Raw genomic sequence first — 21,285 nt, 5'->3', positions numbered from 1 at the left:
TTAGAGCACAAAAAGAGAGCAGGGGATAACCCAACTCTCTCGTTCTCACGTATGGCATGCTCTGTCTTTCTCTGTTATGTATTGAATATATTCCTATAAAATCATAGTTTTATTTAATATTGTGGTGTAATTAAACACACGGCTACACCAAAGCCACGTTCTTTACTAAACGGCGTTGTAACCTTCATCACATGGAATCCTTGATTAGAAGTAGATTTAGTACCTTTACCTGCTTTCGGTACAATTTTGTCTCCCGTCTGTACAGTTTCATCAATTCTTACATGAACCTGTCCGAACATGCCTACAACATTCCATTCAGGGCGTTCAGATCTAGCGACATATTCTTCTTCAGGATTAAAATAAGGATTCTCTTTAGGCACTCTTCTTATTTCAGTTACCTCAACACCATCTTGGTTAATAAAAGTTACATCTACATCTTCGTATATCAATCCTCCAAATTCATTCTTCACGTATCGACCCTGCCAGTTAAACGTTGATTCTCCTAAGACAATTCCAGCTGTCTCGGAGATAACACCAAGAACTTGGTCTCCTAGATTTGCTTTTTTAATCTTTTCGTTTTCGAGGGTTACAAAATATCCTGAAGGAATTGACTTACCATCAACAGATTCGAAATACTCAGCATAGTCGGAAAAGGTTGAGCCTCCTTTTACTTGTCCCGCACTAGTGACATCGCCTGTTTTAGAATGAATTTCTAGTTTAATGTTGGATGAAAGAGGAGTGGCACTTGTACCGTATCCCCATGTAGTTGTGTAGTCTTTTTTATTTGCAACTCCATTAGAACCGATTACAACTCTGGAAGAGCCTGCGCCTACAATTGAAGAATTGTTGGATGCTACAACTAAAGAGCGGCTTCCTTCAGCTGAAGTGTTGGAACCACCTGACGAAGCGATAACTGCATTACGCATGCCTCTAGCTTTTGCTCCACCTGTTGTAGCTATTACAGCAGCTGCTTCAGCGGTTACTTGTGCCCCTCCAGTTGATGCAGCAATGAAAGAAGTTTTTGTTTTAGCGTACCCAGAAGTTGTAGCAATCCGTGTTCCATTTTTAAAGTTGTTAGGTATGAACGTGTACTTGTTTCCGGCCATTTCACTGGGAGTTGAATACTTCTCAACATTTACGGAGTTAATGTTAGCTTGGTTATTGTAACAATAGATTCCAATTGAACCAGCAGCATTCCTTCCGATCAAACTTCCATTACTAATATTAACGTTAGTCACGCCACTACCTACTTTAATTCCAATAGGTGCAGATTCAAAAATACTCACATTAGAAATATTAACGTAATCGGTTTTTTGAGCTCCACCATAAATGTAAATATCGGCATCTGATGTTCTAAAATCTTTTACAGTTATATTCGAAACGTTAATATTACGACTTTTGTATTGAAAAGCAATTGCAGGGTTTTTTTTATAATCATAAGAAGGATCGCCAATTGCGTGGAAATTAGATATATTTACGTTTACAAATGCAGAAACAACTAACGCTTTTGGGGAAAGCCCTTCATACATAGTGCTGTATATAGGTTTAATTGCAAAGCAGTTTACCACATTTATGTTTCTTGCTGTTGTGGAAAGAGGGTCTGTTGATAGATGATGTCCAATATGTCGAAAATCAAAACTTCTAATATCATTCAAAGACGTACAGTCAGACAAGTTAACATTTTGAGCTGCAGGAGCAGAAGCATGAGCTTTTACTTCGAATCCTCTTGCATTCTTTCGACTATGACAGTTACCAATCCAAACGTTCTTAGATCCATCATCAACTTCGAATCCGTTAGTATTTGAAGCTTTGGAAGGGTGTGCTGATCCATTTCCATCAAAAGAATAACAGTTTGTGATAAAGATATACTCTGAGAAGTGTGTAGTGAAGCCGTCATCGCCGAAATTTGACGCTACACAATTATCAATCCAAACGTAACTCGATCCACCAGTTTGATAAACTGTCTGATTATCAGTGGATTTGTTATATGAAGGAGAGGTTACATCGAAACCATGAAGACCAGCATTCTCAGCATATACATTGCGAATCCATACAAATTTAGCTTTTTTAATGCTAACACAAGTTGCGTTTGCGCCTGAACCAATTGTATTGTTAGTCTTTGATCTATTCCAGTCTGCGGTTAAGTTTTCAATTTGAACGTATTCAGCTCCAGGCTTAGTTACTATAACGTCCTTTTTAGGGTCAGCACTTCTATGAAGTTTGATGATTGAAGATTTTCCTGTTCCGATCAATCTTGTATAAGAAGGGACGGACAATCCCATTACTAAATAAGTGCCTTCGGGAACGAAAATTTCAGAATAGCTTGAGGAAAGGGCTAATTCAAATGCTGCTTGATCATTTGTAACTCCATCACCTTTTGCGCCAAAGTCCTTAACGTTAACTCTTCTTTCAATTAAAGAATTGATTACTTTTTCTACTAGGTTTGTACCAGTAGCGTGAAAGTCGTCTATATTACCGATAGTATTCTTCATACCATTAATTTCATCTTTAGTCGATTTGTCAACAAGCAATATCTTTTCAGCTAAACTTTTATCAACTTTAAGTATTTCGTTGTATGTTTCAATAAACTTATCTTTGATCTCGTCAATCGTCAGTCTATCTGTGTGCGATCTTAGCGCCACGGCATCTACTGGTATCCATTTACCAGTTTCCTCATCTTGAACACCTAATGTATTAACTGGAATTAATTCATTTTCAAATGCCATATTTTCCTCCTTTTATTCTTTTCTAAACCAAATAAGCCCACCTATAGGAGCATCGACAGAAGGCTTAATTCTTCTTTTTTTAGGTGGTGCATTTAAACGCAGCCATACTCTTTTGATGTTATGAGGTTCGTTATAACTTGTAATAACATCGTAACCATCGAACTCTTCCGAGATGCTGATATTTATCCAATCAAAACCATCCCATCTGTATACTATTCCTGAATCTCTGACTGTTACTGTCCATCCAACAAGAGGGTTAGGGTAAGTATCTAGCAATTCTGTGTATGTATTAACAAGTGGTTTGTACTCTTTTTTTGTATTCTCAACAACATATTCATAGTTTGATGTGATGGCTCTGCACCATTCAGTTATTTCTATACAACGTTTGATGACACGTTCACATTCTAAAATTCTCTCGTTCATTCGAATGATACAATCTTCTGCTTCATCAATTAGACCTTGAAGTGTCTCGACTACTGTATCACCTGATCGTTTAATCCAAATACGTGCTGCAGGGAAGAAATGTGCACCTTCACCAACGTATTTAACTTGCAATTCTTTTCCTTCGTTAGAGGAATTAAAAAAGACAACTCCCATCATGTAATCAACACGATAACAGTCATCTTCTAATTGGCCATCTTCAATTTCTTTCCACTCTTTGTTGCCACCACTTATGACAACCCTATTTTCACGATTGGGGTTTTCGGTTAAAAATATTCGCCCATTCAGAACAGAGTGTGTTTCATCGTAACTCATGTATGGATCATCATATGTATCTTTTCTTTTGTTATATAAGATGGGGTCATTATATAGTTTTGGGAAATCCATTTAGAATCACTCCTTTCTTAGAGATTTCTATACGCTTCGAAATAGTAAGTAACTCCTTGCTTATTACCTTTAAACGTTGAATCAGAACCAGTCACAAATCCCATATTCACAAGTCGTCCGTTTGTGCCATCTGGAAGGTTGTTTATTCCTTTAAAATAGATATTTGATTCGAATATTTCCTCCACATAGCCTCCACTAGTGCTCACAATAGCTAACGCAGGATCGCTTTGAACTGTTGATCTAATCTTAACTAGGGAAGGGGAAAAGGGAAGGGAGACTGTTCTGTTTTGAGTCCCATTGCCGATATAAGTACCTGCGAAATTTAATTGCTGAAGATTAGACAGTTTAATCTTTCCGTTTGCATCTAATGCTGCAATTCCATTTGGTGCATCCTTATCTGTTTTTAAAATAAAGTCTTGGTCTGTATACTCACCTAATTTAGATGCGCTACCCGAAATAGATGCTGAAATCACTCCGTTGTCGTCTCTTACAGGAATAGTGTTTGGTTCTTCATGTAAAGCAGGAGTGATCCCATTTAAAGAGTCTGCACTACCTGCAGTCTGGACAATCCATTGTTCACCATCATATAGTTCAGATTTATTGTTTGCTGGGTCAATCCAAAGGGTACCTACATCTGGATTTGAGGGCTTTTCACTTGTAGAAATCTGATACAATCCATTTACTTTCCCTTTAACCTCAACGGTACTGGAAGGCCTATACGGATTCTCATATGGCGCTTGCGGTTGAACAATATCTGATAACAAAACACCATTGGAACTAATTGAGGTTTCAACATTTCTGTAGGACTGTACTCCAAAAGTGAAATATTTTGTTGGAACTTGTGAAGTAAAGGTAGCTATTCGCTTATCATATCTAACAGAAATTCGTTGCTCCTTGGCTAACGAAGCACCAAACAAGTAGGTGTCTGAAGATGTATCAGGATAACAATGTACGATGAAACCGTCTATATTGTACTTATCTTCATCCGACGTTGGATAATTCCAAGAGACCGAAATATCGACAGAGCCATTTTCATTCACTTTGTGAGTCACAGATTTCATTCCGATGGTTGGAGAAGATGGAGGGATAGAAATACGATCATTGCGTGCGTTGTAATTGGTAGCAAGCGTATCATAATCGATTTTCCGAGTGTTGAATTCAGTAGATGCTTTATCAACTCTATAAATCAATTGGATAAAGTCATCGTCTTTTTTAGGTTTTTTTCCATTTGAGACTGCTACAGAAATAGATGCATCATCAAAATTTAAGCTCATACCAGTTAAGGTTGCTTTATATTCAGTTGCAAATTGCTTTTTTTGTACTCTAACAATATCACCTAAAGAAACTCTGTCCCAATATTCCTTTTCACTTAGAGCATTATAAAAGTTGACTATATTTGTTTTGATGTCGATAGGAGGGGATTTACGCTTATCTAACTCTTCATAACCCTTTTCGTACAATTCCGTTTCATCGAAGATATTTTCATTAGTCCATTCATCTTCGTGAACAAATTTAGACAGTTCGATTGACAGTTTTTCACCTAAATAACTATCCATATCTAACTGTTTTCTAAGTTGTTCAATCTTGTCATTGATCGCAGAAAGTTCTGAATTACTTTGAACAATCTCAGCCTTTTTTTTGTCTACCTCTTTTATCTTTGCATCCCTTTGTTTAATTAAATCCTTAGTATCACCATTAGTTTCTTTGACAACTTCGATTCGATCTAGGATTTGTTGTAATTCTAAGCTTTTCAGTATGAATAATTCATTTTCTTGAGTTGTTTTGTTGGCTTCTATCCGTTTTTTTTCATTCAACAGAGCTTTAAATGCTCCAGACTCCTTGTTTACCATCTCATTGTAATCTAACAAAGCATGACACAATTCATTGCTCATGTAGTCACTTTTTTTAACTACATTCCTGTTTTCATCACGTTGAAATGGGTTTAAAAAGAAGCTGAAGTCATCCAAGTAACCTTGACCCGTTGGATTAACTGAATTGATAACAATTCCGTCTTTTCCAGTTACATGAAGCCTAGTCACGACATCATCCATGCTTCTAGTATCTGTCATATCAATCATAAAGTTATGAGATGAAATCTTAACACCTTTGTATTTAGATATACTGTCCTTTTCGAAGAAGGATACTTTATCATTGATAGTGTCAAATACAGGCACAGCGTCAAATGTTTCACAAATATTCCTTAGAAAATCAAACCTCGATGTAATTGATCCAATGGAGAATGATCGTCTTTTTTCATTAAGCGTACTTTCAATTTCTCCAACAGCCCAACCAGTTCCCTTTAGACAAACCTCACCGATTTCTTGGAGGTTCTTTGATATACCTTCATATTGCCTGATTTTTGGTTTGTTTAGCATATAAGGAGAGAGTTGACAACTTACCTGAATCTCAGATTTCTCTTGGCTACTGGAATCTGTAATACTGTCAATTACATAGTATTCTGTACGGTTCAAGAAAGTGGCCTTAATCAAGTACCATTCCCTGATAAGTTGAGCAACATGGTTTGGTTTAATTTCATCACCATATCTAGTTTTAAGAGGTATGCTAAAACTCAAATCATTAATGGCTGCGTGATTTAGGTTGACTGAAGCGCTATTAAAATCAACAATATTTGCGATTTTCTTTTTGTTCGTCTTACATAGCTCTAATTTAAGTTTACCTGGCTTAAAAGTGAATTCTCCTAAATTCATAGCAACCTCCTTAATAATATTTGAATCGATAGCTAAATCTTATCAAGCATGACCCCTCGATTTTGATTCTATTTTGACCTTCACCAAGAATCACATAGCTTTCGTTTGATTGTTCGTAACATTCGTAGCCCGTCACACTAGATTCCATTAACTCTTTTACTGAGTCTATTTGTAGTACTTCTTTATCTTTTAATTTATCAATTATGAAAGGAGTTCGATACATACTGAGATTCGTGATTTTTAAATTCCCATCACCTATTTTTCGAATCTCCATTGAGAGAGGGACATCTAAGTCTCCCTTATTGTCAAAAGTGATAATGTTATCAACTTTATTTGAAGGGTTTATCCAAGGTGTTGAGATTTTTGTGCTGAATTTAAAAGGGAGGACTTTCATAGTCAATCGTATATAGCCGTCTTCAGAACAGTTATGTACTAAATCCATAGCATTCAATGGAATTGCGTAGTAAACGATATCTAAATTCGAGCTGAAGGAGAGGGGAGAGTAGTCAGTAACCGTCAACCATTTTGCAATTTCTCTTAGTTTCTTTTGAGTAAGATTTCTATTTTTATAAAATCCTTCACGAATGTTCTGATCAACATAAAAGTTCAAAGGCATCTCAAAAGGTTCATAAACAATACTATCAACAATAGGATCAGGTCTATCTTTAAGAAACGTTTCGTTAATTGTCTTTCCCGCTAAAAAGTTCTCTTCTTGTAGGCCACCATCAGTATTAACATTAACAACACCCATATCAATAGATCTTATATGATTAAATAAAAAATATTGGCTTTCTTTTATCATTTAAAATCTCCTTAGTTAAAAGGAAAAGAGCCTGATTTCAGACTCTTATACCTTACCTTTCATTTGCTTTAATCCTCTTCTGATGTTTTCCAAAGCATTGTTTGCACCATTTTCATCGCCAACCATCTTATCAATCTGCAAGGTTAGATTGTAAACATCGCCCTGATCGTTCGACACAGAAGACATAACTGTAGGCTGAGGCGCTTTTGTAAGCTTGGTGATCGCACTAGGAATAATGCTAATAGCTGACGCAGCACTTTTAACAATATTCGCACCAGCCATTTTAACTTCGGTTGGAACTGTAGAGATCACTGAACTTAGTTTTTGCCCAGAACCCCATTTCGGAGTAAACGGCACATCATTTTGGCTGATTTCTCTAACGGTTTCGACAGCTTTAAGCATATTTTCAGTGTCAGTCTTGTTAAGAACTAACTCTTTATCATGGAGTACAGCTAATTTGCCACTACCTAAACCAGTGCCTGTGTAACCACCAGTGTCAAAAGCGGCTACCTTTTTACCTGTTGTATTTCCCTTAACGACAAAACCAAGAGCATTTGAAGCCTCTTTAAGCTTATCGATCAAATTGTAAGAGATAGACTTGCCGATTGACTCCATATTTGAATTGATGAATTTAGTGAACTCAGAAAGCTGTTTATTGATATCACTAATCTTACCGTTCATCAATTTTCCTTCTAAATCCTTGAACCCACGATCATCGTTTACAAGATCATCATATTTTGTGTTGATTGATTTCTCATCTTTTTCAAGTTGATCTTGTAGCGCTTCTTTACGTTTGGAGTTTTCACGATCTTTTAGGAATTGGTCTAAATCAAGCTGTTCTTTTTGCATCTGTTCGGTAAGCTCTTTAACCTTTGACTTACCAAACTCTGAATCATCTAATGCGTATTGATTTATCTGATCTAGAAGCTTTTGAATGCTTTCCTGACGATCTTTTAAATCTTTTTGGAACTTAGCTTCATCGTCTTCCTTGTCAATGCCATCAATGATATCTTGAGTAGCTTTACGATGAGCTTCAAGCTCAATATCACGCATCTTTTCGTACATTTCTTTATAAATGGAGACAACTTCATCAGCAAGCGACTTATAAATATCCTTAATACTTTTCTTGGTCTGATAAAGCTCTAGATTGAAATCTTTTTGCTTATCTTTCCAAGATGAGATTTCATCCGATATTTGCTTTTGGATTTCAGGGAAACCCTTAGCTGCTTTCTTTTGTTTCTCTAAATCTTTTATGTACTTTGCAGCTTCTTTTTGCTGTTGCTGAATCAGCTTGATTTGCTGACTATAGTACTTAACTTTATCTTTGTCTTCTTCAGTTGTTTGAATCTTAATATCGACATTCTTAAGCTTTGATTCAGTCTTTTTGGCCGACTTATCAATATTGTTAAGAATTTGATCAGTTTTAGATTGAACAATGGTAGCTTGTAGCTCGTAAACTTGATCTTTAATGCTGATGAGGTCAAGTTTAGCTTGCTTTAATTCTTCACGTAATTGATCACGCTGAGCAGCATTCAATTGCTTATTTTGCTTTAGCTCTTTGTTTATCCAACTAACCTTTTGAGTTTGTATCTTTTGTTGCGCTTCAACTGCTTTACGTTGCTCATTTGTATATTTTCTAAACTGAGCACTGTCATTAAGATAACGACTTGCCTTAGATTGATTTTGAGCAACTTTCAATTCTAAGTCAGATTTACGCTTCTCGAATTCATCAAGTTTTGACTGAACGATTTCATATTGCAGGTCTTGAATTTGGTCTTTGACAGAAGATAGATCACCTTCAAGTCCCAATAAATCTGATTTAGCTTGTGAAATAGCTTGTTGACGTTCAGCTTCAGAGCTAGACAAATCTGAGCCTATTTGTTGCATATATGCTTCAGGATCAATCGCTTTACCGTTTTTCTCAATTTGCATATGAAGGTGAGTGCCAGTAGAGCGACCAGTGCTTCCCATCTTGCCAAGAGTTTGCCCAGCTTGAACCTTTTGTCCAGCCTTAACATTGAGACCTTTTTGCATATGCATATACTTCGCTACGGTGCCGTCATCTTGTTGGACAACAACCCAATACCCAGCAGATTTAGAATATGCAGCAGTGAGGACTTTTCCCGATTTAAGGGACTTGATTGGAGTACCTGATTTAGCAGCTAAGTCTAAACCTTTATGAGGCGCAGAGCGCAAACCTTTTTCTTGCTGACCGAAATGAGATGTTCTTCTCATGGAATCGTAATAACCAGCAGCCGATCCACCACTAGAGGATAGTGAACCACCCATTTGTTTAAAATAGTTGTTTACTTTCTTAACGTAATTCTGCGTTTCCTTAAACGGAGGGATACCACCATATTTAGTTACATTACCAGGCCCCGCATTGTATGCAGCTAAAGCTTTTTCAATCGAACCAAACTTATCAAGCATTTGCTTAAGATACTTGGTACCGCCCATTACGTTTTGATAAGGATCCCTAGAATTCTTAACTCCTAGACCTCTTGCTGTAGCAGGCATAAGTTGCATTAAACCAGTTGCTCCAACCGATGAACGAGCAGTAGGGTTGAAGTTAGATTCTTGCTTAATAACCGCAGCAATTAACGCAGCTGGAACATTGTATTTCGATGCAGCTTGATTGATAATGTTTGAGTATTTCCCTGAGTAAGAACCACCTGAAGCGGAATATGAAGAGCTAGAAGGGGAGTAGGATGAAGAAGAATCAACTATGCCCGTTTGAGCAATGTATCCAGATTTAATTTGTTCTTTAAGTAGCTTAATCTGACTCTTGAGAAGTTTTTCTTTTCGTTCTAACGCCTTGATTTCTTTCTTAATCGAATCACGATATTTCTGTGACCATTTAGGGTAATCGTTTGTCTTTCTGTTTTGCTCTTCAATTTGTTTATTAACTCGCTCTAATGCTTCTTTATATTTGTCTGCAACATAGATTGAATCTTTCGTTGATTTTGAAGCCTTGTCAGCTGAATCCGACATTGTTTCAAAAGACGTTCCTGTTTCATTTAGAGATGCTTGAGTTAAGTCTGACAGCTTATCTAATTCTTCTAGTTGATCAGTGATACCTGATAATTCACCAAGATCTCTTTGAGCTGCTTTAAATTGTTCGATAGCGAGTTGATCTTGCTTGCCATTGGTCATTTTCAAAGAATCTTCTTTGAGTTTTTCTAACTCCGCTTTCTTTCTTAGAGCATCTTGAACAGTTTTAATGGCTGTAATTTCAGACTTGTAATATCCGATTTTTTTACTTAATGCATTAGCTTGATTCAATAGTTCTTGCTTTACGGATGTTTGCATATCTGCATATGCTTTAACCTTTGCGTTTCGCAGCTTTATTACTGCATCACGATTTATTTTCACAATGCCGTTTTCAACTGAAATCGCACCCGCTAAATCTTTTTCCTTTTGAATAAGCTTCATCGCTTCTGAAGCCGAGATTGACTTGCCTTCAGCCATTTTTTCTAGTAATCCATTGAGAGGGGATACCTGATCAGCTAAGTCATCGTATACATCACCTTGTAAAGCTTCCATTGCTGCTGTAGCTTGGCCAGATTGCAGTAATTGATCTAAAACATCTGTAGTAGCTTCAATATCACCTTTAACTTCTTTGAGCTTATCGGATAGGTTACCAACTGACTCACCTAACTCATCTACACCTTCGCCATTTTCATTCCAGGTTACTTTTGCTGAATCACCAGCATTTTTAGCTTGGTCTAATGACTCTTTAAGAGTAGAGTAGGAGAGGTTTAGGTCATCAACTTTTACTTTCCCGTCCGAAAATTCTATAATGAGTGATTTTAGTGATTCTGTTTGTTTGTCAAATTCTGAACCATTGCCATTGTTTAGAGACTTTTGAAGCGAGTCCATAATGACAGCTACTTGCTGTGAAAAGCTCTTAAGTTGTTCAGGACTTAACTTGCTAAAGTCCATTGTGTTTAATATATCGGTGATTGATTGTTTGATATTTGGGTTAATATCAATGGAATTAAATGCACTGATTACATCTAATACTGAAGCCTGAATTTCAGCATTTGCGCTTACTATTGATTGTTTCGCACGCAAGGCTTCACGTTCGTATTTGTATCCTTCTTTTACGTAATCATCATTACTAGCAAAGGGGTTTTCGAAGATTCTTGTAATCCAACTTGAGCCTTCTTTGTAGTTCTCAGCTAAAGTTTTATTAGCTTCCATTTCCTTGTTCAGTTCTTTTAACTTTTTAATTTGATCTTCAAAGTTGGAAGTTGCGTTATCTTTTAAATCACGTTTATTGAAGTTTGCCATCTCTTCAGTGTATTTAATTGCCTCTTTTAAGGCTTCGTTGTTCTTAATGATGGCATTACCTTGAGCGTCATATCCTTCAACAAGGTTAGGGAATGTTGCTGCCAACTGTTGAGAGACTGATAAGTATTCTTGTTCTTTTTCAGGCGTTAGTTGGTTCTCGTCTTTAGCTTTACGAAGTTCTTTGTACTTATCGATTAATCCTTGAGTAGCTTCTTTATTCGTAGTCCAAGCTTCGATAGAGGTGCTTTGTGCAGTCTCAAAATCTTCTTGAGCTTTTTTTGCATCAGAATAAGCGCTAACCAATTTCTCAACAACAAATCCCAATGCAGCAAATCCTGCAATAGGCAATGCGGCTCCTGCTAAAAACAATCCAGCAGATTTTGCTGCTTTTCCTAAAGTGGCAAAAGAAAGGGAAAGAACTCTGTTTGTCGTTGCTGCTATCCCTGCACCAGTTGAGTATGTTTGCAATGTAAGAGGGAGCGCTTTAAGTGTGTTAATGATTTGAGCGCCACTTTGCATAGCCGTTGTTCTTAAAGCATTAGAAAACAGTATAGTGGCCACTGTAGCTGTTGCGAAAGCAGGAGCAAGGAAGCCGATATTTTTAACTAAGCCAGTGGTCAATCCCATGAAGTTTCCTAGAGCTTCTGTAGAAGCGATAAGACCATCTGAAATGAAGGCATCACTGGCGGCAACAGCGAATTCAGTAACCGTATTCTGAAGGCGGTTTATCCGCGCCTGTAAGCTATCAGCATACTTTTCTTGTTCTTTCCATGCCGAACCCATTGAGTTTGCAGAAGTGTTAGCTGCGTCTTGATAGATTGAGTAGTTATTCAATAGGGCGTTAAATCTGGATAACTGATAAATACCCGCAACACCAATCGATGTGTTTTGCTTTTGGGCATCAGACAAGCTGTCCCATTTTTCTGCTACTTCGCCAATTAACTGACTTGAAGTTTTTGCTTCACCAGCTGCCGTTTGCACAGAGATGCCGATTTGATCTAAGGCTTTAATAGAGCTTCTATTATTACCAATTCTCGCAAAAATGGTCTTTAATGAGTTACCGACTATATTTCCACTTTCACGTGTTGTGCTCCCAATGGCTGCTGTATAGCCGATTAAGTCATTCAATTCAACGCCGAAGGTGGAAGCGGTACTTCCAGCTTTTCTTATCGAATTAGCCATGTCGAGCGTGGAAATTGCAAAATTGTTGTCAACTTCATTAAGTTTATCAGCGATAGAAATTGAATCTTTTGCCGATACGTTGAAATTGAGCATGGCTGCAGTAAGAGTGTTTACAGTATCTGATGCAGTTAGATCTGAAATATTCTGCAAAACTTGTGCTGTTTTGGTTAAATCGGAAAGTTCATCTGCCTGAAAACCCATTCGACCAAAACTTCCCGTAATTTCTAGAACATCTGATACTTTGTTTGATAATTCATTACTTAAATCTAATGAAGTTTGAAGGAGCTCATTGAATTTGTAATCTGGCAAATCCATGACTCTTCGGATATTTGTCATTAGAGTGTCGATTTCAACAGCTTGCTGAGTTATATTTTTTAGAGCTGTAATAGCTCCATAAAATATAGAACCTGACAGCAAATATGCTGGAATACGACTAAAAGCATCACCCAATTGTTGTCCAAATGTTGTTGCTCTTTGAGTTGAGTTTTGAATAGAGGACGAAAGCTCTCTAAACTGCATATTGAGGTCTTTTATCTTTGAGGATAATGCAGGGGTTTTAGAGGTAAGTTGAGTCACGGAAAGAAGGTATTCTTGAATTTGCGCCTTGCTTTGATTACTCAAGTTATTTCCATATTTGCTAGTTAAATTATTTGCATTAAGTTGAGCTTGGCGTTGATATAGTGCAATGGTTTGTTTTAACTCATTGTTTTTTGCTACAGCAGACGACTTGTCATCCAATGTGCGAATTTTTTGTTTGAGAGAGTCGATTTGAGCTGAAGATTGAGCAAGGTTGATTTTACGGCCGAGAGAGGAAAGGGTAGTATCAGATAGAATACCTTGCTCACGAAGTTTCTGAAGAGAGGCGTTTAACGCATCAATATCTTTTCTTTTTTTATCGAAGTTAGTGGAAACAGTAGAGTTTTTCACATTTCCTTTTTCATCAAGATTATATGTATAATCTTTGTAACCATCACGATTTTTCTGAGTAGAGCCTGTAACTTTACCTTGAGCATTCATTCTCTCAGTACTTTTAACAACTTGACCGAGTTTTTGTTGAGCACTTGCTAATTTATTAGTTTCGGTTGTTTGCTCTTTAATTTTCTCAGTTGTTCGCTGGATAATTTCTCCACTGCGTTTATGTTCCTGAGTTACCTTTGTAACATTGCCATTAAGATGTTGGGTGATTTTTGTGGTTTCTTTAACAGTGTCGTTGTAATTTTTTAAATTGGACTGATATTTGTCAAATGCAGAAGTGAACTCTTTTAGAGTCTTTAGGGTGTTGGTGTCAATGTTTGTTTTTAATTCGAGGGCATTTAGCTTAGATTGAATTTGTTTTATTTGCTTGTTTAGATCATCAGTGGTCTTTGGAGAGGTATCTGCTACTGGAGTAACAAATATTTTCAGTTGTTCGCTCAATTAATTGCTCACATCCTTTCAATACAGCACGGAAATTTGTGTTTGATTAAGCAGTTTATTACAGCTATACTTTTAACATAAGGTAAATGGGGGAACGCCATGAATAAATCCATATTATTTATATTGGGAGCTATTTTTATCTTGTCCGGTTGTGGACAAAACAAGGTATCAGAAGAATCTACTAGTACTAAAAATGTAACCTCTGAAGAAAAAGTAAGCTCTGTTAATGATAGCCGCAATTTAACTGAAGAAGATAGAAAACTTATAAGGCTTATAAAAGAAGAGAAATTTGATGAGGTTATTAGCAAAACTGCTGAACTGAAGGAAGTTTTTCAAAAAGATTATTATTTTATAGCTTCTGCTTTCAAAAAAAATAAAGAGTTAAATGAAAAGAAAACAAATGTTGAAAACTACGATTCATATGCATACATTGAAGCTATGTTAGATAAAGTTAAATATTCAAATGCTCATACTGATTTAAAATACAAGCAAATCAAGAAAGATAATTTGGCTAGAATTAAATCTTTAGAGAATCTTAAAAACCAAAACACAGCAAGAGATAAGAATGAGATCGAAGGATACGAAAGGAAGAAACAAATAGAGGATAGGACAATAGATCCGCAGAGCGTTTCCATTGGAATGACAGAAGACGATGTGCTTTTAAACGGTTGGGGGAGACCTGCAAAAGTAAACACAAATGTCACAAAAAATCGTACCTTAAAACAGTGGGTTTATAAAGGAAACAAATACTTATACTTTGAAGACGGAATACTAACATCAATTTCTAAGTGAAGCCATATAAAAATAGCTGTGCCGTTTGTAGGGAGGATACGCATTCAGCAGAGCTATTTTTATATTCTTTATTCTACTTCTGATTATCCCAATAAGGTGACTCAATTGTCTTTAAGTTTAATGAATTCCCAAAAGTGAATTAGATGATTTAGTTTATCAACAGGCGCATCCAAAAGCTCGTTGCTAAGCATTGCTAGCTTAGGATTAACCCTATGAGACAATAAGTTGATACACTTTACGTTTCTTTTTCCTGTTATCAAATACTCAATGCTTACGTTGTAAAATTTAGCTAAACTTATCAGAGTTTCAATGTCAGGCTCGTTATCGCTAGTTTCGTATCTGGCGTATGCTGCTCTAGTAATATTTAATTCATCTGCTAGAGTTTGTTGAGTTAATTTAGGTCGTTGCGTATTCCTCAGACACTTCAGTCGTTCGCTTAAACTAGGCATATGAATTACTCCTAACACTTTTCTTATTCTTATTTATAGATCGATTCTATCATCCAGAATCAAAAGAAAGAAGGTGTTCGTGTTTTAACCATAAGCAAAATCCCTCAAAAGAAGGATCTTGATTCTGAATAAAAGAGGGATTTTAACTAAAAATTTGATTCTTTTCTTCCTCGAAATCTCTTAAATCATAGTGTTTAATTGTTGTTGAAACATCTTCATGATGCGCTATTTTCTTGCTGACCAATTCCAATTTGACCTTCTTAACTTCAAGGAGATAAGTAATACATGATGCCTTGAATAAATGGGGATTGATACGTCTGCCAAGAATGTCTGAAAGTACATCTGAACAAAAATAATCTGCCCAAGACTCCGACATCTGTTTTGGTTCTCCGCCATATTGAGTCGTAAAGATATAGTCATGATCATATCCACGTTTTTCTTTCCATATTCGCATGTATTCTAAAGCCTCTAAGTTAACCATATATTCCAATTGTTTTCCCTCACCTCTGCCTTTACCGATTATTTTGTGAGCGGTAATGTAAGGGTTGCCTTCCTTGATGGGATAATCAAGTATCTCCGTTTTAAACTGTACAATTTCAGCTCTTCTAGCACCAACATTGAATGCTGTCGCTAACCAAGCCATACCAAGGTAATTTTCATCTTCTTTTAATGTGTCCATCATCAGCTTGTAATCATCATATGTAACTTTAACTTTTTCATATGTAACTGTCTTAGGAATTGCAGGTAGGCCACGGGTGAAATTTCTAAAAGCTTTATAGTTTTGTTCTTCTTCTGCAACAATACTCTCGATATAATTATTAAGAGATGATACTGAAGCCTTTTTCAATGATATTCCACTCGAAGACATACCACGATTTTTTAAGAAACTCTGATATCTTATAAAATCCCTTTTGGTAATTTTATAAAGCTTCTTGCCATTTAAAGAAGTGTGTACCCACCAGAAAAATTGGCGAAGGGTGGAATTGTACTGCTTTCTAGTCTTATCTCTAAATGAGTTAGCATCTAAAAATTCAGCAACTAAATCTTGATGTTCTTGATCAACTTGAGACCACATATCATCAGTAACTTCAGGGAGTTTCTGCGCTCTTTTTCGAAGCATGTTTTGTTCAATTTCTTTACTCATTTTTCAATTCACCGCCAGGCTATTTGATTGTCTTGTAACCAGCCTTGCGAACATCTTTCATAGCAGCGTCCATTAGCTCTCCACTGTGCTTTAGCTTCTCGGCAGCATTGCTCATAAAAGGGCGAGGCTCGCCATACCCATAACCATATTCGTCAGGGAATTGATATCCTTCACCAGTCTCAACAATAGTCGCAACATCTCGTCCTTCATCCGTTCTGGTATTATCTAATGAGATTCCATTTGATTCATTAGCTACAACAAATGAAGCCTTTAATTCACCAGTTCGATTATATTCCACAGGATTGTACGAGTCATACACAACAGATTGGACTTGCTCTTGACCTGTTTTGACTAAGAGTTCTTTAGTATGACTGCCAGTCTGCAAGGCTTTTAAAGCTGCTTTTTCAAGCATAACGGCTAATTCTTTATGATTTTTAGCCATTAAGATACTTCAGTTAATTTTTGAACTTTTTGTAGGATTTCTTGGTTAGCTTTGTCAGTAAGAGCCTCTTGAGTTCTGATTGCACCTTCTGTCATAGAAAGGAGTTTTTCATTAATACTTTCGAAGCTTTCTTCAGGAAATGAACCACTGATTAATTTAAAGTATGGAGACTTTACCAATTCAGTTATTAAGTTAACTTTAGAAACGATACCTTGCGGAATATCAGCGATATCACTGAATGTGAGGATTGCATAAATGCTTAAAAGATCAACAATATTAAGCTTGTGCTTAATCTTTTTGTTGGATTCGATTTCAACTACATCTTTTAGAGCCATTTTGATTATTTGAGTAATCTTAACTGGATCAAAGTTGGGGTAGATATGAACATGGAATTTATCATCTAACTGGACTTTGACTTTCTCATCGTACTTTTTATTCCCATCCTTAATATGATCTAGCGTTAATTTTTGCGTTGTCATCATATCTCTCCTTATGATTAAAATAAAAACACCTCAAATAGGGGAGAGGTGTTAGCGTTTTTTGAAAAACATAAAATGTTTTATTGAAAATAAAGTTATAGCGAGTTTTAAAATTACTGCTGTATATAGGCACATAGGATACAAAAAGAAAAGCCATTTTAGCTTTCCGCAAAAAGACTCTTTCCAGAAGCCTTTTAAAAGTAAAATGTCCTCAGATACATCAAAAAGTCTCAATGACAATCCTCCTGTATTCAAATAAAATTCTTATTTCATTTATATTCCGATCCTGTAATTTCGAAGTATTGATCAGGTGTTACATATTCAGCTAAAACGCCTTCTTCTAATTCCTCAACGGTGCAATCATCAAAGGACATAGCTTGCTTTATCATTGAAGTCGTAGCCCATTTATAAAACAGCGCCATTACCCAAAAGTTAAGATTCAATCTGGTTCGCTCCTTTTAATTTAAGGATCTCAATTTTCATTTCTGCAATCTGTTGTCCTAGCATAGCATTCATTCTGTCAGACTGTTGACGAGCAATTTTTTCATGCGCCAATTGCTCTCCAATAAGAAGCAATTGCTTTTCAACCTGTGACATCGGTTTTTCATTGTCCAATTTCAGATACTCTTGCCAGGCAGCAAACAATTCTTCGTCAGAGGGCTCAGGATCTTTCATGAGCCATGAGTCTATGAATTGCCCATCCCCATCATCTCTTACAGAGAAATCTTTCCCTAAGATCGCATTAGGAAATAAGTACATAATTGCTAGAGCTTTGTTCAAGGATTAGTGCCCCCTCATCGTATTTGAGACATAGTGACATAACAAGTGGCAATGACTATTGTTTTCCCGGTGTTCTTTGGAGTTATATAAAAAGTCACTTTGTCTCCAGCTTTAAATTTCTGCTGAAGGAATAGTACGCAGGTGCTTGCAGAGTTATTAGGACTCCAGTTGCCTAGTCGTTGGTATTCCACACCATTAACATAACAAGACAAAACATTGTCAGATCCCACAGTAATATTGTCGCTAGTAATATAAAGCCTGATTAAATAAAGACCATTATTTTTTAAAGTAATCTCTGAACGTGATCGATTGTATTCTGATAAATCATCTGCTCTAGTAGCTCCAAAATTTAACTTGGTAGCAACATTCTCAGCAGCTGAAACTGAAGAATTGTCTTGATCATACGTATCAACAAAAGTGGTATTTGCCACATCTTCTACAGTTAATACCTTTTTCCACCCTTTGAAATCTCCATTAGTATGAACAGTTCCAAACCACATCGTATTCTTGTAGCTCGCTACAGCTATAATCATTTTTCTACCCGATCCACTTTCGGACACATCATAATTAAACCACCCAGTATCAGATGGATCAGGATTGTTTAAAAGTCTGTTGTTAATCCCAAAATAAAACCCTGGCGGTAAAGTGAGTAAATCAGAACCTTCAGGTATCAATTTTCGTGTCCCTGAATCTTGCGTCAATTTATAAAGTTGACCGTTGTTCCATTTATCCTTTTCAGCTTCGGTTATAGCGTCTTGATCTGTCAAAAGACGTTTCCAACCACTCCAAATGCTATTGTTTAAATAGTTGGTGTAGATGTTATTTAAGTAGTCCGTTGCGTATACCCATCCGAAAGAAGCTTTGCCGTTTGTGGAATCAGTCATATGAAAGAAGCCCCTAAACGAACGATTATTCGGAAGGTCTTTTGACCCTGCAATTGCATAGAACGTTCCTTGACCTAATCCATTATTGATAACAGAATCTAAGATGCTTATGGATGTGTCTTTAAGAGAGAGCAATGGCATTCCAGTGTCAGTTGTAATTTTCATTTTCTGAAACCCTGACACAAAGTCCTTTGACTTTTGCAAAGCTGCGTCTGCTTTAGACTGCGATCCAGATGTAGTTTCTTTTGCATCCCAGGATTTTTGTTTGTCTGCGGTTACATGTAGCTCGGTATCTTTCTTGTGTGCTAGAAACTCCACTTCAGAAGCTTGCTTAACATTATCTACTTTATCTAACCCAATCTGATTTTTCGTTACTTTATGAGGGTTATTTTGATCATCGATATGTACAGTTAGAACATATTTTTGACTATCTTTGAATTCTTCATTATCTTTTTTAAACTCATTGATATTATCTAGCATTTGTTTCTCGTTTTTAGAAAACAAACCCTTTAAATTTGCGATTTGGTATTCAATTTTCTTGAAGAGTCCTCTAATATTTGAGTCAAGCATTAAGTTGAAACCTCCCCGTAAACGGAGACATCTCCATCAGTCACATCTTCTAATTTAATATAGACTTTCTTGAAAGGGAAAATCGAGAATTCCCAAGCCTCATTAATTCCTTCTGTTCCTACGGCAATTCGGTAATCACTTAACTGAGTACCTCCTAATTCAATTTCCTGATCATCATTCGTTACTCCTACAAACGAAATTCGTCTTGAAGTAGATGTCCCAGTTACGGTGATACCTAATTTTTGATAATGTTTAACTTCAAAAGGCTTACCATCTGAAGGGGAGACTGACTTCTCATGAAAGACAAATGATGTACGATCAGGAATTACCACAATAGGAGCTGTATCTTCTGCTATAATAATCACTCCTTATAAAAAAGAGGAGGGGAGACCTCCTCATAAATAAATTAATCCATACCCCATACAGCTAAAGTTAAGCCAGTTAAATCAACAGTTCCACTCGCTTTGACAACAATTGAAATTTTAGGCGATCTAAAAGGAATCGTTTTAGAAAGAGGGGAGTCTTTTGTAAGTGTAGAGTCTTTGAATAGCACGGTGTTATCGCTTTGGGAAGAAGGAGAAAATGCAGAGGAAGCTTTTGGGGTTGCATAAACTTCACAATCAACTTTACCTAATTCATCTTCTTGCGCTGATAATAATGAAATTCCGTATGTATTAAATAAGCCAAAATCATCTACCAAATCAAGGGTGTATACAGAGGACTCTCCACTTGCAATATCTACATTTTCGGCAAGCAGCGCATCTTTGTAACCCTTTTGAACAGTTGTTTTAATTGGAATTGTATTTCTAATAACAACCGGAACGGAAGATGTGTTAGAAACTTCTACAGAAATTTTGTCATTTGATAGAGCTACATCAATTGGTTCTTTGTTGTTCACTTCAACAGAGGTGATAGGGTTGCCATTCCCATCATCTTTAGATGATGTATATCGTCCATTAGATTGGTTTAAAAAGTCACCCAACAATATATGCCTCCTTTAATTATGCTCCAAGATCGCCATCATTAGCGCCTTCATCTGGCTGAGTTGGGGGAGTAACAACTTCTTCTTTTTCACGTTTGACTCTTGCGAATTGACCAATATCCCCATCTTCGCTTAAGGCTTTGTAACCGAACTCAGGTGTGTACACCTGTCCAGCTTCTAACGACATATCGAATTCTCCGCTGAATGTAACCTTTGGCAGCTGAATATATAGGTCGCTGAAAACCTTAGCTGTCTTTGGATCGTATTCAATAGTGTGGATTTCTAGATAATAATTCTCAGAAAAGTTCTCTGCGCTAATTTTAACAGTTTCGGCATCGGCTTCAATTGGATAGTGAATAGTGACTTTCTCACCATCAGAAGCGAAGCTGGATGGAATATCGACAACTTTAGTGATGACATCCATTTCACTATATTCGCCATCTTCATTTCTCAACGCTATAGTATCAATTGGCAGGGTTTTTAAAGTTACTTTACTGTCTTTCACAGTCAGCTTTTCTTCTTCCCAAATTGTAATTTTATTGTTTTCGATACTAACGCCTTGAATCATAGCCATGAATTCTAAGTTGAAAAATGCATTTCTAATATTACCTGACAAAGATTTATCAGAGCGAATGGTATAAACATCCGCATTGCCCCAACCAGCTTTTAGAAAATCTTCTTGGATTTGTTGAGCGAGGGATGTTAGCTGAGTAACGGCTGATCCAAACACTCGTCCGTCACTCTTTTTTTTAATCAAGACTTTACCAACGTCATGAATTACAGTGTCTTTAGACAAATATATTCCTCC

At 36.6% G+C, this 21,285-nt stretch carries 16 protein-coding genes; 1 reads left to right on the top strand and 15 read right to left on the bottom strand.

Translation table 11 applies throughout. The features are described from left to right. Window positions 1-113: 113 nt before the first annotated feature. From MHH26_RS08490 to MHH26_RS08470, 5 genes are read right to left on the bottom strand one after another with little or no spacing between them, the layout of a single operon-like run. Window positions 114-2,726 carry a peptidase G2 autoproteolytic cleavage domain-containing protein gene (locus tag MHH26_RS08490; RefSeq protein ID WP_340973139.1) on the bottom strand — a complete coding sequence of 871 codons (2,613 nt, stop codon included), beginning with the start codon at window positions 2,724-2,726 and terminating at the stop codon, window positions 114-116. Window positions 2,727-2,738: 12 nt separating this feature from the next. Beyond that, on the bottom strand, window positions 2,739-3,554 hold the full coding sequence (locus MHH26_RS08485) for a hypothetical protein (RefSeq protein ID WP_340973137.1): 816 nt from the start codon (window positions 3,552-3,554) through the stop codon (window positions 2,739-2,741). 17 nt (window positions 3,555-3,571) lie between these two features. Further along, window positions 3,572-6,262: a DUF7359 domain-containing protein gene (locus tag MHH26_RS08480; protein WP_340973136.1), complete on the bottom strand. Its 2,691-nt coding sequence runs from the start codon at window positions 6,260-6,262 to the stop codon at window positions 3,572-3,574. Window positions 6,263-6,272: 10 nt separating this feature from the next. After that, a complete protein-coding gene (locus MHH26_RS08475; protein ID WP_340973134.1) occupies window positions 6,273-7,064 on the bottom strand; it encodes a phage tail domain-containing protein in 792 nt (263 codons plus the stop codon). A gap of 45 nt (window positions 7,065-7,109) precedes the next feature. Further along, complete coding sequence (locus MHH26_RS08470) at window positions 7,110-13,955, bottom strand: phage tail tape measure protein (RefSeq protein WP_340973132.1); 6,846 nt, start codon at window positions 13,953-13,955, stop codon at window positions 7,110-7,112. A 99-nt stretch (window positions 13,956-14,054) separates the two neighbouring features. Between MHH26_RS08470 and MHH26_RS08465 the strand changes: the two genes are divergently transcribed. Beyond that, on the top strand, window positions 14,055-14,747 hold the full coding sequence (locus tag MHH26_RS08465; protein ID WP_340973130.1) for a hypothetical protein: 693 nt from the start codon (window positions 14,055-14,057) through the stop codon (window positions 14,745-14,747). Between the two features lie 101 nt (window positions 14,748-14,848). On the opposite strand, the gene MHH26_RS08460 is transcribed toward MHH26_RS08465, so the two are convergent. The 10 genes from MHH26_RS08460 to MHH26_RS08415 all read right to left on the bottom strand — a co-directional run bounded on the left by MHH26_RS08460 (window position 14,849) and on the right by MHH26_RS08415 (window position 21,273). Next, complete coding sequence (locus tag MHH26_RS08460; protein WP_340973128.1) at window positions 14,849-15,196, bottom strand: helix-turn-helix domain-containing protein; 348 nt, start codon at window positions 15,194-15,196, stop codon at window positions 14,849-14,851. A 142-nt stretch (window positions 15,197-15,338) separates the two neighbouring features. Continuing rightward, complete coding sequence (locus MHH26_RS08455) at window positions 15,339-16,340, bottom strand: tyrosine-type recombinase/integrase (protein WP_340973126.1); 1,002 nt, start codon at window positions 16,338-16,340, stop codon at window positions 15,339-15,341. Between the two features lie 19 nt (window positions 16,341-16,359). Beyond that, on the bottom strand, window positions 16,360-16,782 hold the full coding sequence (locus tag MHH26_RS08450) for a hypothetical protein (RefSeq protein WP_340973124.1): 423 nt from the start codon (window positions 16,780-16,782) through the stop codon (window positions 16,360-16,362). Continuing rightward, window positions 16,782-17,261, bottom strand: a complete 480-nt coding sequence (locus MHH26_RS08445; protein WP_340973122.1) for a hypothetical protein — start codon at window positions 17,259-17,261, stop codon at window positions 16,782-16,784. The genes MHH26_RS08450 and MHH26_RS08445 overlap by 1 nt, the downstream gene beginning before the upstream one ends. Before the next feature lie 269 nt (window positions 17,262-17,530). After that, a complete protein-coding gene (locus tag MHH26_RS08440; protein ID WP_412056572.1) occupies window positions 17,531-17,683 on the bottom strand; it encodes an XkdX family protein in 153 nt (50 codons plus the stop codon). Between the two features lie 10 nt (window positions 17,684-17,693). Then, the gene (locus MHH26_RS08435; protein WP_340973120.1) at window positions 17,694-18,041 is read right to left on the bottom strand and encodes an XkdW family protein; all 348 of its coding nucleotides are present in this window, start codon (window positions 18,039-18,041) and stop codon (window positions 17,694-17,696) included. Between the two features lie 14 nt (window positions 18,042-18,055). Beyond that, a complete protein-coding gene (locus MHH26_RS08430) occupies window positions 18,056-19,495 on the bottom strand; it encodes a hypothetical protein (RefSeq protein ID WP_268493567.1) in 1,440 nt (479 codons plus the stop codon). Then, a complete protein-coding gene (locus MHH26_RS08425; protein ID WP_340973117.1) occupies window positions 19,495-19,860 on the bottom strand; it encodes a hypothetical protein in 366 nt (121 codons plus the stop codon). Before MHH26_RS08425 ends, MHH26_RS08430 begins: the two co-directional genes overlap by 1 nt. A 41-nt stretch (window positions 19,861-19,901) precedes the next feature. Next, window positions 19,902-20,477 carry a hypothetical protein gene (locus MHH26_RS08420; RefSeq protein ID WP_340973115.1) on the bottom strand — a complete coding sequence of 192 codons (576 nt, stop codon included), beginning with the start codon at window positions 20,475-20,477 and terminating at the stop codon, window positions 19,902-19,904. Between the two features lie 19 nt (window positions 20,478-20,496). Then, complete coding sequence (locus MHH26_RS08415) at window positions 20,497-21,273, bottom strand: hypothetical protein (RefSeq protein ID WP_340973114.1); 777 nt, start codon at window positions 21,271-21,273, stop codon at window positions 20,497-20,499. Window positions 21,274-21,285 lie beyond the last annotated feature (12 nt).

The sequence above is a fragment of the Bacillus sp. FSL K6-2839 genome (assembly GCF_038003365.1).
Classification (GTDB): Bacteria; Bacillota; Bacilli; order Bacillales; family Bacillaceae; genus Bacillus.
Note: the sequence above shows the minus strand (reverse complement) of the source record. Positions and strands in the feature narration are given on the sequence as shown.

What these genes read in the sequence shown, in the direction of transcription:
- MHH26_RS08480 (WP_340973136.1), bottom strand. Translation starts at nt 6,262, where the DNA reads ATGAATTTAGGAGAATTCACTTTTAAGCCAGGTAAACTTAAATTAGAG.
- MHH26_RS08490 (WP_340973139.1), bottom strand. Translation starts at nt 2,726, where the DNA reads ATGGCATTTGAAAATGAATTAATTCCAGTTAATACATTAGGTGTTCAA.
- MHH26_RS08450 (WP_340973124.1), bottom strand. Translation starts at nt 16,782, where the DNA reads ATGGCTAAAAATCATAAAGAATTAGCCGTTATGCTTGAAAAAGCAGCT.
- MHH26_RS08460 (WP_340973128.1), bottom strand. Translation starts at nt 15,196, where the DNA reads ATGCCTAGTTTAAGCGAACGACTGAAGTGTCTGAGGAATACGCAACGA.
- MHH26_RS08465 (WP_340973130.1), top strand. Translation starts at nt 14,055, where the DNA reads ATGAATAAATCCATATTATTTATATTGGGAGCTATTTTTATCTTGTCC.
- MHH26_RS08440 (WP_412056572.1), bottom strand. Translation starts at nt 17,683, where the DNA reads ATGGCGCTGTTTTATAAATGGGCTACGACTTCAATGATAAAGCAAGCT.
- MHH26_RS08430 (WP_268493567.1), bottom strand. Translation starts at nt 19,495, where the DNA reads ATGCTTGACTCAAATATTAGAGGACTCTTCAAGAAAATTGAATACCAA.
- MHH26_RS08455 (WP_340973126.1), bottom strand. Translation starts at nt 16,340, where the DNA reads ATGAGTAAAGAAATTGAACAAAACATGCTTCGAAAAAGAGCGCAGAAA.
- MHH26_RS08475 (WP_340973134.1), bottom strand. Translation starts at nt 7,064, where the DNA reads ATGATAAAAGAAAGCCAATATTTTTTATTTAATCATATAAGATCTATT.
- MHH26_RS08445 (WP_340973122.1), bottom strand. Translation starts at nt 17,261, where the DNA reads ATGACAACGCAAAAATTAACGCTAGATCATATTAAGGATGGGAATAAA.
- MHH26_RS08485 (WP_340973137.1), bottom strand. Translation starts at nt 3,554, where the DNA reads ATGGATTTCCCAAAACTATATAATGACCCCATCTTATATAACAAAAGA.